The 12,176-nt window shown below is 67.7% G+C and carries 7 protein-coding genes; all 7 read left to right on the top strand.

The genetic code is table 11. From position 1 onward, the window contains the following. A partial coding sequence (locus tag AAGI46_11370) for an Ig-like domain-containing protein (GenBank protein ID MEM1012805.1) occupies nt 1-7,109 on the top strand: 7,109 nt, incomplete at its 5' end. Between the two features lie 122 nt (nt 7,110-7,231). Beyond that, nucleotides 7,232-8,446: a radical SAM family heme chaperone HemW gene (gene hemW, locus AAGI46_11365; protein ID MEM1012804.1), complete on the top strand. Its 1,215-nt coding sequence runs from the start codon at nt 7,232-7,234 to the stop codon at nt 8,444-8,446. A gap of 3 nt (nt 8,447-8,449) precedes the next feature. Further along, a complete protein-coding gene (gene pilM / locus AAGI46_11360) occupies nt 8,450-9,589 on the top strand; it encodes a pilus assembly protein PilM (GenBank protein MEM1012803.1) in 1,140 nt (379 codons plus the stop codon). A gap of 16 nt (nt 9,590-9,605) precedes the next feature. Next, nucleotides 9,606-10,388 carry a PilN domain-containing protein gene (locus AAGI46_11355; protein ID MEM1012802.1) on the top strand — a complete coding sequence of 261 codons (783 nt, stop codon included), beginning with the start codon at nt 9,606-9,608 and terminating at the stop codon, nt 10,386-10,388. Then, nucleotides 10,388-10,948, top strand: a complete 561-nt coding sequence (gene pilO / locus AAGI46_11350) for a type 4a pilus biogenesis protein PilO (protein ID MEM1012801.1) — start codon at nt 10,388-10,390, stop codon at nt 10,946-10,948. Before AAGI46_11355 ends, pilO begins: the two co-directional genes overlap by 1 nt. 173 nt (nt 10,949-11,121) lie before the next feature. Beyond that, entirely contained in the window at nt 11,122-11,826 is a 705-nt protein-coding gene (locus AAGI46_11345; GenBank protein MEM1012800.1) for a hypothetical protein, read from the top strand. 91 nt (nt 11,827-11,917) lie between these two features. Beyond that, on the top strand, nt 11,918-12,176 hold a 259-nt coding region (locus AAGI46_11340), incomplete at its 3' end, for a hypothetical protein (protein ID MEM1012799.1).

Genomic DNA, 12,176 nt, shown 5'->3' with positions numbered 1-12,176 from the left:
GCGTCGCGGTCGACATCGCCCTGCCGGGTGGTGCGATCGACCCGTCCACCGCGACGCCGACCGCGATCTACCTCATCGACGACGCCACCGGCCAGGCCGTGCCTGCGGCCGTGACGGTGTCGGGCGGCGGCGACGCGATCACGCTCACGCCGAGGCTTCTGCTAGCGGCCGAACAGTCGTACACGTTCGTCATCACCAGCGAGGTGCTCGACGTCGCGGGCAACGCGTTTGTTCCCTTCACCGCGGGTTTCACGACCGGCATCAAGGTCGCCGAGAGCCTGCCGGAGGTCGCGTTCACACAGACGCCGCAGACCAGCACCATCGGCACCGCGTGGACGGGTGTCGAGTTCGGCCCCGACGGCAAGCTGTACGCCACCACCGCCAACGGCGAGGTCCACCGGTTCGATGTCAACGCCGACGGCAGTCTGTCCGCCGGCACGCTGCTCGCCGCGCTCACTGAGCCGGACGGCGTCGCGCCGCGACTGATCACCGGCATTGCCTTCGACACCTCGGCCGCGGGTCTCGTCGCCTACGTCAGCCACGGCCAATTCGTTGATCCCGGCGACGACTCCGACCGAACCGCCGACGACTGGACCGGCAAGATCACTCGGCTCAGCGGGGCCGACCTGCAGAACGAGCTCGACATCATCGTCGGCCTGCCACGCAGCGTCTACGACCACCTGAACAACCAGCCCGTCTTCGGCCCCGACGGCAGGCTCTACTTCGTCGTGCCCAGCAACACCGCGATGGGCGCGCCCGACAACACGTGGGGCAATCGCCCCGAACGCCTCCTCACCGCGGCCATCCTCGCGGCAGACGTGCGGTCCATTACCGGCACCGTCGACGTCAAGACCGAAGACGGGGGCACCTACGACCCGTACGCACCGAACGCGCCCGTCCAGCTCTACGCGACCGGCATTCGCAACGTTTACGACCTCGTCTGGACACCCGCCGGCCACCTCTACGCCCCGTCGAACGGCTCGGCCGCCGGTGGTAACACGCCCGGCTCACCCGACGGCTCCGTCCCGGCGATCAACGGCGTTACCGAGACGCAGAACGACGTCCTCTACCGCGTCGTCGAGGGCGGCTACTACGGCCACCCGAACCCGGTCCGCGGCGAATACGTCCTTGCCGGCGGCAACCCGACCTTCGGGGCCGACGTCGGCGAGATCAGCCAGTACCCCGTCGGCACGCAGCCCGAAGCCGGCTTCGTCGGCTTCGTTCACGACTTCGGCCAGAACGTCAGCCCCAACGGCGTCGTGCGGTACGACTCGGGCGGCGTCCACTTCGGCGGCGCGCTCGACGGCATGCTGCTCGTCACCCGCTACTCCGGCGGCGACGACGTCATGTTCATCCAAACCGACGAGGCCACGGGCACCGTCACCCGCACCTACGCCGGCGGCAACGGACTGGGCGGACTCAGCGACCCGCTCGACCTCGACGTCGACCCGGCCACCGGCTTCATCTACGTCGTCGAGGCCGGCTTCCGCACCAACGGCGGCAACCTCCAGATCACCCTGCTCACGCCCGTCGACGCCGGCACCCTCGCCGACGACGCACCGACCCGTGACTTCGGTAACGGCCCGACGCTCTTCTTCAACGCCGTCACGTCGACCAACGAGACCATCTCGTTCACGCTCACCAACGACCACGCCACCGGCACCATCGCCTTCCCGTCAGACGCCCTCACGCTGCTCGGCGACGATCGTGACTTCTTCCGCGTCGTTTCGGGCGATCCTGCCGAGACCACGCTGGCACCCGGCGAGTCGATCACGATCACGCTAGAGTTCGACCCCGACGCCGTCCGCATCTTCGACGCCGAACTGCACTTGCGATCCAACGATCCGGCCTCGCCCGATCGCGTCATCCGGCTCCGCGGCCTCGGCACGTCCGGCGAGGGCGGCAACGACGAGCCGAGCCTGCAGCGGCTCTTCGACCTGTACGAGATTCCGATCGTCACGGGTGACCCGGATGCGTCGACCACGGACTACCCGCAGCAGGCCGACGTTGCCAACAGCGACGAGGTGCTCGCCCAGCTCCTCACAAAGGCCGGCGACGGACCAGTGACGATTGAGCTGCTCAGCTCCTTTGGCACCAGCAACGCCAACGCGTTCACCGACACCAGCGCTCTGGCTTGGTATGCCGCCGGCAACCCCGGCAGCGCGAACGACCTCTTCGCGATCGACAAGGTTTTCGCACAAACCATCCGCCCCGAAGCCGTTGGCACGCAAACGTTCGATCCGACCGGCGACTTCGGCTTGGTCGCCACCTTCTTCGACTTCGGACCACGCGACGTCTACTCCGAAGACACGCTCAACACGTGGGAGTCCGAGGCCGACGAGCGACGCAAGGTCCGCTTCTTCCACCTGCTCGACACCGACGGCAACGTCGTGCCCAACGCCTATGTCTTCACCTTCGAAGAGTGGGACGTCGCGACCGACCAGAACGACCTGGTCGGCATCATCCGCAACGTCACGCCCGCCGTGCTGGGCGAGGCCAGGCTCGAAAACCTCGCCGCCGCGCCGTCGAACGATTTCCTCGCGTTCAACAAGATTCGCGACCTCGACCCGGTCCTGCCCAACGCCGTCCGCGAGTTCAACACCGTCCGCATCCACAACGACGGCAGCGGCAGCCTGACGCTCTTCGACGCGACGATCAGCTCGACCGATTTCGAGGTCTTCACCGACCTGCAGACGCCCGTCGTCATTCAGCCCGGCGACTTCTTCGACATCGACGTCCGCTTCGTCTTCGAGGGCGACGGCAGCGAACGCGTCGAGATCCGGCAGGCCACGCTCACCATCTCCACCAGCGACGAAAACCAGCCCGCCATCGACATCGGCCTGGGCGGACTGTGGCAGCGCGCCAGCGAACAGATCGGCTTCTCCGTCAGCCAGGAGGCCAACCTCGCCGAACTCGTCCGGGCGTTCGGCTACCAAATCGACGTCGGCCCCGATACCGGCCTGTCCGACTACGACACCGGCACCAACACCGGCGGCTCCATCGACGCCGTCGGGCAGGAAACCATCAGCGCTTACTGGGAAAAGGCCGGCCCCGGCAACGTCGAGGTCGTCCAACTCGCCGCCTTCCACCAGCAGCGCGACCCGCAGTGGGACGGCACCGGCAGCCCACGCTACAACCCGAACACCGCCTTCTTCTGGCACGACGCCACCGATGCCGTCGGCTCCGAAAGCTACAGCCAGCTCTTCCGGCACAAGATCGACGAGGGGCAGACCATCCTGCCGCTTCTGGAAAATGGCTCGGGCGTCGCAATGGGTACATTCGACCCCGGCTCGGCCGCGTTCGGCTTTGCCGTCGAGCGCATCTGGCACAGCGACCCTGCACGCAACGAGGACCGCACTCCGGACAACAGCATCGACGAGTCGGGCTTCCACTCGTTCCGCTGGTTCGCCGTCTACGACCACAACGGCAACCTGATTCCCGACACCTACCTCGTCGGCCAGGACAACGTCGGTGACGGCGGTAACCTGCACACCGGCGGCAGCTACCGCGGCAGCAACTTCGACTACCAGGACAACGTCTACCTCGTCCGCAACGTCCGCCCCGTCAGCGGGCCCTCCGCCGTCGACAACGTCGCCGCCGGCGGATCGCAGTCCGGCGTCTCGCTCACCTGGGACGCCAGCAGCGAGGGCAACGTCGGCTCGTACGTCGTTCGCCGTGCCGAGGTCGCTGGCAGCTTCGTCGACATCGCGACTGTTTCCGACGGCACGACTTTCCTTGACACGACGGCCGCCCCCGGGACGACCTACCGCTACCAGATTGTCGCCGTCGACTACCACGGCACCGTCGGAACGGCTTCCGCCGAGGTCTCCGTCGCTCGGCCGGTCGCACCGTCCGTTCCCGCCGCCGCCTCGTCGCTGGTCGCTTCGGCCCCGGATCACACGGCCGTCGTGCTGACGTGGACCGACGTTGCCAACGACGAAACCGGCTACCGCGTCGAACGCCGCATCGATGGTGGGACGTTCGCACTGCTGACAACACTCGACGCCGACGCCACCGGCTACACCGACACGACCGTTGCCGGTGCGACGTTGTACGACTACCGAGTCATCGCCTTCAACTCGGCCGGCGATGCCCCGGCCGCCGGGACATCCGTCACCACGCCCGCCGACCTATCCGCCGCCGTCGCCTTGTCCGCGACTGCGACCAGCTTCGATCGCGTCGAGCTCGCCTGGAACGACGCCAGCGACAACGAAGCCGGCTTCCGCATCGAACGCGCGGGAAGCGACGGCGTCTTCGCCCTGCTCGTCGAGTTGCCAGCCGGCACCGAGACCTTCAGCGACACGACCGTCATCGCCGAGACCGAGTACAGCTACCGCGTCGTCACCCTCGGCTCCGGCGGAACCGTCGGCGGAACGAGCGCGGTAGCGACCGTCACCACGCCCACCGACCCGGCCGACATCGCCGCGCCGACCAACCTGATGGTCGTCCCGTCGTGGAACAACGCGATCGTCAGCTGGCAGCACGATGGCGAGCAAGTGACCCACTTCGAGATTCGCCGCGACAACGTCATCGTCGCGACGCTCGGTGCCGGTGCCCGCACGTGGACCGACAGCACCGTCCAACCCGAGACGACCTACGCGTACGACATCCGCGCGCTCAACGTCGTCGACGCGACCACCTACACCGGCCCGCTCGCCGGTCCGCTGTCGGTCACCACGCCGCGCAACCCCGCCGATCTCGCCGCCCCGGCCAACCTCACCGCCGAGGCCGTTACTCGCTCGCAGGTCAACCTGACCTGGGACGCCGTCCCGTCCGCCGAGTTCTTCGTGGTCGAGCGCCGCGTCTCGGGCGGATCGTGGCAGGTCCTCAGCGACGCCGTCCCGTCGAGCCAGACGAGCTTCATCGACAACCAGGCCGCCCCGGCGACGACGTTCGAGTACCGCGTCCGCGCTCGCAACGCCTTCAACCCCGCGAGCGCGCCATATGCGTCCGTCACCGTCACCACCGTCGCCGCCGACGTGCTGATCGGCAGCGCCATCGGCTCTGCCACGGGTGCCGTCGCCGGCGACAACGACGCCTTCACCATCACGGCCACGGGGACGAACGACAACACCGACCTCGGCGACGACGACGACATCTACTTCGCCCATCGACTCTTCGTGGGCGACTTCGATGTGATCCTGCAGGTCGACTCGTTCGACAAGGCCGCGCCCGCATCGGCAGTCGGACTGATGGTCCGAGACGACCTTTCGCCCACCAGCACCAACGTCGCTCTCCGCTACAGCGGCGACGTCGCCATGAGCTGGCGCTCCACCGTCGGCGGCGAGACGCGTCCGCCGACCGGCACCACGACCGGACCCGACTCACCCTTCCTTCGGCTCGTCCGGACCGGCGACACGTTCACCGGCTATGTCTCGGCAGACGGCCTCAACTGGACCGTCGTCGCGACCAGCGACACCATCCCGATGGGTGCCAGCGTCCGCGTCGGCGGCTTCGTCGCCAGCTACTCGCCCAACGCGTCGACCGCCGCGCTTGCCGACTTCGGCACGTACCAGCAGCAACCGCCCGTCGCCCCGACCGGCCTGGTCGCAACACCCGGCGACGCCATCGCGCTGGCCTGGGTCGACGCCTCGCCCAATGAGCTCGGCTTCCGCGTCGAACGCCGCGTCACCGGCGACACGGCCTGGCAGGTGCTTGAAACGCTCGACGCCGGCTCGACCGCCTTCACCGACCTCACGGCCACCGGCGGCACGACGTACGAGTACCGCGTCGTCAGCTTCAACGCCGCCGGCGAAACCGCTTCGCCGATCGTCTCAGCCGTCCGCGCCGACGACCGACCCGGCTCACCCGGCGACGGCGTCACACCGCCTGCTGCCTCGGCCGAGTCGCGTGACGTCTCGCTCCAGTGGCCCGCCGCCGACGGCGACGTGCTCGGCTACCTCATCGAACGTCGCACGCCCGGCGGCGAGTGGTCGGAACTGGCCCGCACGTCCACCTGCAGCACCAGCCTCCGCGACGCCACCGCCGAGACCGGCTCCACCTACGAGTACCGCGTCCGCGCCTTCAACGACGACGGCACCGGACAGCCCAGCGCCGTCATCACGCTCACCACGCCCGCCGCCCTGGACGCCACGCCGCCGACGCTGTCGACGACGCGAACCGAGTCGGGCGTCCTCGTCAGCTGGACCGGCGACGACGCCGTCGTCCTGCAGCGACGCCTCGACAACGGCAACTGGATCACGCTCGGCCGATTCGATGGCAACACCGCCCTCGACGAGGCGACCTCCGATCGCGACGTCGACTACCGCGTCCGACGCGAGGCCGACCTCAACGGCTGGTCTGACCCCGTCGCCGGACCCGCGGTCGCGTCGACCACGCGCGACACCGGCTCGATCGGCAACGCCACAGGCGACGTGCGAATCGTCCGCGACTTCGAACACATCGACCTCTCCGCCACCGGCGGCGACGCGTGGGGCTTCGAGGACGCGATCCAGTTCGCCGGCTTCCGACACAGCGGCGACTTCGACGTCGGTGTCCGCGTCCACGCCAACGGCTCGGGCAACTGGATGGCCGGCCTGGTCGCACGTTCGTCCGGCGACGCCGGTGCGAGCAATGTCTTCCTCAAGCTCCGCGACAACGACGTCCGCCTCACCGCACGCGGCACGGATGACGGGCAGACCGCGGTCGTCGGCGACACCGACCAGACGCCCGGCTGGCTCCGCCTCGTCCGCCGCGGCGACGACCTAATCGGCCTCGTCTCGAGCGACGGCATGACCTGGACCGAGGTCGGCCGAACCCGCGTCGACCTCGGCGACGTCGTCTCGCTCGGCGTCGCCGGTGCCGGGGGCAGCAACGGCAGCGTCGACGTCCGCTTCCGCGAGTTCCGCCACTTCGTCCAGGAGCAACCGCCCGCCGACGTCGACGCCCGTCCGACGCCCACCGGCATTGCCGTCTCGTGGAGCCCGGTCAACCACGCCCTCCAATACCGCCTCGACCGCCGCCCCGTCGGCGGTGCGTGGGAGACGCTGGCACAGCTGACGTCGACAAGCTACAGCGACACGTCCACCGAAGACGGTGTTCGCTACAGCTACCGGGTCTATGCAGACGCAAGCCCCGCGAGCGAACCGACAGAGCCCGTCGCGAGCTAACTCCGTCATCCTGAGCGAGCGCAGCGAGTCGAAGGACCTCGTCTGATCGACGCAACAGAACCAAACGAGGTCCCTCGACTGCGCTCGGGATGACGGTGGTATCGCTTGCACTAACCTCATCCGTGGCGACGCTCCCAGTGACCGATGCGCCACGCGACGTCACGCTGGACGTCACGCGGACGACAAGCGACTTTCGCGGGCTCTACGTGCACGTGCCCTTCTGCGTGCACAAGTGCCACTACTGCGACTTCTACAGCATCACGCGGCAGTCGCCCGAGCGGATGGCGCGCTACGTCGACCTTGTCCTCACCGAGGCTGATCTGTGGTCAGACGCGGACACAGAGTTCCGCACGATCTTCTTCGGCGGTGGCACGCCGAGCCTGCTGCCAGCGGACGACATGGCCCGCCTCGTCCGCGGCCTGCGTGATCGCCTGGACCTCTCACGCGTCGACGAGTTCACCGTCGAAGTCAACCCGAACCACGTCACGCCCGGCTACTTCGAAACGCTCCGCGACATCGGCGTGACGCGTGTCAGTCTCGGCGCCCAGTCGTTCGTCCCCGCCGAACTCCAAGCCCTCGAACGCGACCACGAGCCCGCCTGCGTCGCCCCGGCTGTCGAGGCCGCTCGTGACGCCGGAATCGCCCGACAGAGCATCGATCTCATCCACGCGATTCCCGGCCAGACCGCAGAGTCGCTTGCCGTGAGCCTCGACGCCGCAATCGCGACGGGCGTCGACCACGTCTCGTGCTACGCGCTGACGTATGAGCCGAACACGCCGCTCTACGTCCGCAGGCGTCTCGGCCGAGTTGTTGCGACGCCTGAAGACGAGGAGCTGGACCTCTTTCGCCTCGTCCGACGCCGGCTATCGGACGCAGGTCTGTCGCCCTACGAGACGAGCAACTTCGCCACGCCCGGCTTCGAGTGCCGGCACAACGTCTCGTGCTGGTCGGGCGACGACTACCTCGGCCTGGGCCCGGCGGCGGCGAGCCACGCGTCGGGCGTCCGCTGGCGCAACGAGCCACACCTGGGCCGCTGGGAACGACGCGTCGGCAGTGACATCCTTCCTGTAATCGAGGCCGAGCGTCTTTCCCCCGCCGATCGCGCTGCCGAATTGGCGTGGCTGAATCTCCGCATGACCCGCGGCATCGATAGCGACGACTTTGCCGCACGCACCGGCGACGCCGTCGACTCCTGGTTCGGCGACGCCCTGCCGCGACTGGCAGAGGCCGGTCTCATCGAATCGGACGTGACGTCGATTCGGCTGACGACGCGTGGTGTGGAGCTGACAGACGCGATCGCCGCGGAATTGTTTGCCGCAGCGTGCGCGGAAACGTAGGTCATGGCTGCCGGTTGTACCGGCGCGAACGCCATGAAGGGTCTCCTCAACAGTCTTCGTCAAGCCGCCAAGCCGGCCGCCGGTCGCGTCGGGATCGACCTCGGCTCCAACGAGCTGCGCCTCGTCCAGCTCGAGCCCGGCCCGACCCACCCGACCGTCGCCGCCCTCGCGACGCAGGACGTCGCCGACGACTGCTGCGACGACTTCGCCGCATTCTGCGCCAAGCTGCCCGACGCCCTACGCCGACTCAAAACCGCCGCCGGAACCAAAGCCACTGCGGCCGACATCGTCTTCCCGTCGCGCCGGCAACACTGGCTCACGCTTCGACTACCAAAGCTTGACGCGATGGACCTCGGCGAGGCCGTGCGATTCGAAGTCGCCGGCAAACTCCCGTTCGACCCGGCCGAGGCAATGCTGCGGCACGAGGTGGCCGGCGAAGTCCACACCAAAGACGGCCCGCGTCTCGAAGTCCTCGTCTCGGCCGCACGCAAGCGTGACGTCTCCGCACTCGTGGCCGGCGTTGAGAAGGCAGGTCTTGAGCCACGCTCGTTCCGACCCGCACCGGCTGCTCTTCGCGACGCACTCTCGACGTTCTACACGCGGACCGACGACCCGAACCACGTCTGGCTCGCGCTCGACCTCGGCCGACGCGACGCCCGCGCGTACGTCATCGGCCCGACCGGACTGCGGTTCGCCCGCAACATCGACTTCGACTTCGAGGCCGCCCGCGCTGCGATGCCGTCCGCAGAGAAGCCCGAGCCCGAACCCAAGCCTCCCGAGGAAGAGTCGTTCGCCCTGCTCGGCGCGGCGATGCGTCGCAGCACGGATCAACCGCAGCAGCAACCGTCCCACCCGCTGAGCGGTCATGCCGGTCAGCTCGCGGCCGAGATCGTCCGATGCCGTCGCTACCACGACACCACGTTCGCCTCGTCGCCGATCGATCGCCTCATCTTCATGGGCGGCGGATCCAAGGCCGAGGCGTTTTGCCGAGACATCGCCAAGCAGGTGGGCGTGCTGGCGCAGGTCGCGGACTTCTCGGTTCGCCTGGAGCTGCCCGAGCTGCAGAGCGGCCCGCAGTTGAACCTGGCACTCGGTGCTGCCGCGGCGATGTTGCCCGGTCGCGAGATTCGTCAAGCCGCCTGAAATCACGGAGGATGCCATGACCGATTCAGCAGACCCCAAATCCGGATTCGCCGGCCTCGTCGACCGCCTCAAAAACGCCGGCGGCAAGAAGAAGGACGCCGGCCTCGACTTTCTGCCCGACGACTACGCCGAGAACCGCGCCAGGCGTCGCGCGGACGTCCTGCTGCTGACGCTCTTCGGCGTGACCGTCTGCGCGATCGGCGGGACGTGGCACCTTTGCGAGAAGGAACTCGCCGAGGCCGAGTCGGAGTACGCGCAGGTCGACGCCCGCTACGCCGACGCGACGCGACGCATCGAGCAGGTGAAGCAGATGCGACAGCGGCAGAAGTCTGTCGCCGACCGGATGGAGCTGAGTGCGTCGCTGCTGGAAAAGATGCCGCGGAGCAACCTGATGGCCGAGATCACCAACACGCTGCCGCACGGCGTCGTGCTGGCCAAGGCCGGCTTGGAGGCCAAGCAGATCAAAGCCGCTCCGCCGCCGGCTCCGGCCAAGAAGACGCGACGGGCAAAGAAGGCCCCCGCGCCGCGTCCGCAGCCGTTGCGATACGACACGACGCTCTCGCTTGAAGGAACCAGCCTGACCGAAGGCCAGGTCAGCGACTACATCGACGCCCTCAACCGCGGCGGCTACTTCGACAGCGTCGACCTCATGTGGGTCCGGCAGGAAGACAAGCGGACCAACGACAGCGTCGACCTTCGACGATTCCTCATTGCCCTCAAGCTTGACGACTCCGTCGAACCGCGACAGCAGATTCTGGGCGAATCCGACCTGGCCGCTGGCGATCAAGGAGGCATCTGATGCGACTGCAACTACGTGAACTCGTTCTTCTCTCCGCGATGGTCGGCCTGTTGGCCTGCAGCTGGTGGTTCGGCTTCAAACGCGTCGACGATCGTCGCGAGCAGTACCGCCAGGAGATGGCCCAGAAGAGTCAGGAACTCAAAGACCTCGAAATTGCCACCAGCGGCATCGACGACCTGGGACGACGCATCGACGACCTGCGCGACGCGGTCGACTTCTTCGAGGCCAAGCTGCCGCGAGAGAAAGACGTCCAGCAGACCCTGCGCGACGTCTGGCACGCGGCCGAGCGAAACAACCTCGAGATTCGCCGCTTCGAGCCCGGCAAGGTCCGCCGCGATAGCCACTACAGCGAGCAGCCGATCAAGCTCGAAATGCTCGGCGACTTCGAAGGCTTCTACGCCTACCTCCTGCAGATCGAGCAGATGGACCGCATCACCCGCGTCACCGAACTCGACATCGGCAAGATCGACGGACGCGACGGAGAGACCGAAGCCCAGATGACGCTCTCGATCTTCTTCGAACCCGCAGCGCTTCCCGGTGAGGTCGTCAGCGCGGGGTAGCTACCTCCGTCATCCCGAGCGCAGTCGAGGGACCTCGTCTGAACCGCGCCTGCAGTGTCATGCGCGCGATTCAGACGAGGTCCTTCGACTGCGCTGCGCTTCGCTCAGGATGACGTGAGTTTCTATTTGCAGCGTGGTGTTGTGAATGCGACGTCTGTCGCGGAGACCCTCTCATGGACGAAGAGCCGACGATGCCGCAGGAGTCCGCCACGGGCGACAACCGTTCGTTTGCCGCCAGCCTCGCTGGAGGTGACGGCGACTACGTCATGCCCGAGGACGACAAGCCCAAGTTCAGCCGAACGGGCATCGCCTTTGTCGGCATGGGTGCCCTGGCCCTTGGCGGCCTGTTTCTCATGCAGCAGCGTGCGGGCGGACCCGCCTCCGCAGCGGCGGCCGAGGGCGATGTCGCTCCGGTCGACCGGCAGAGCATCCAGACCTTCCTCGAAGGCGGCGCGAAGCAAGTACGCGAGGTCGAAGCGCTTCTCGCCGACAGCGAAGCGATCAAGGGACGTTTCGGCGAGCTGAGCCGCGACAAGCAGGTGCCGCTGGAATCGCTCAAGACCAATCCCTTTTGGCGCGTCATCGAAGACGACGAGGCTGACAAGGCCGATGAAGCCGCTGTCAGCGAGGCCTACGCCCGCCGACTCGCCGCCGAGCGCGATCGCCTGCGCCAAGAGGCAGCCGAAGACCTCGAAAAGGACGTCGCTGGACTCAGCGTCGGCACCGTCATGCTCGGCGCCCGCCCGACGTGTCAGATCGACGGGCAGTTCCTCAAGGTCGGCGACACCGTCGAAGGCATGACCGTCGTCGCCATCGCCCGCGACGGCATCACCCTGCGTCGCGGCGACCACACCGCCGTCGCACGCATCGGACGCTGACACGGTCAAGCAGCACGCTCCGTCATCCCGAGCGGAGCGAAGCGGAGTCGAGGGATGACAGAGACACCGAGCCCTTCCACCACGCCAAACCATGCCACGCCTTCTATTCGACCCGACGACCGATCCCGCCGCCGCGTTCGGGGGGTTGTGGCAGCCTGACGAGGAGCAGGTCGCCACCCGCACACTCGAAGACGTCCTTCAAGGCCGCATCGCAGGCGATGTGATCGAGCAGGCGAAGAGTGTCTTGGCCAAGAGCCCCGGCCGGGCGCTCGAACGCGTGCTGGTCGAGACCGGTGCCGACGAGACGGTCATCTACCAGGCGTTGGCCGAGCTGCACGACACGCCGTTTG

The sequence above is a fragment of the Planctomycetota bacterium genome (assembly GCA_038746835.1).
GTDB lineage: Bacteria > Planctomycetota > Phycisphaerae > Tepidisphaerales > Tepidisphaeraceae > JBCDKH01.
Note: the sequence above shows the minus strand (reverse complement) of the source record. Positions and strands in the feature narration are given on the sequence as shown.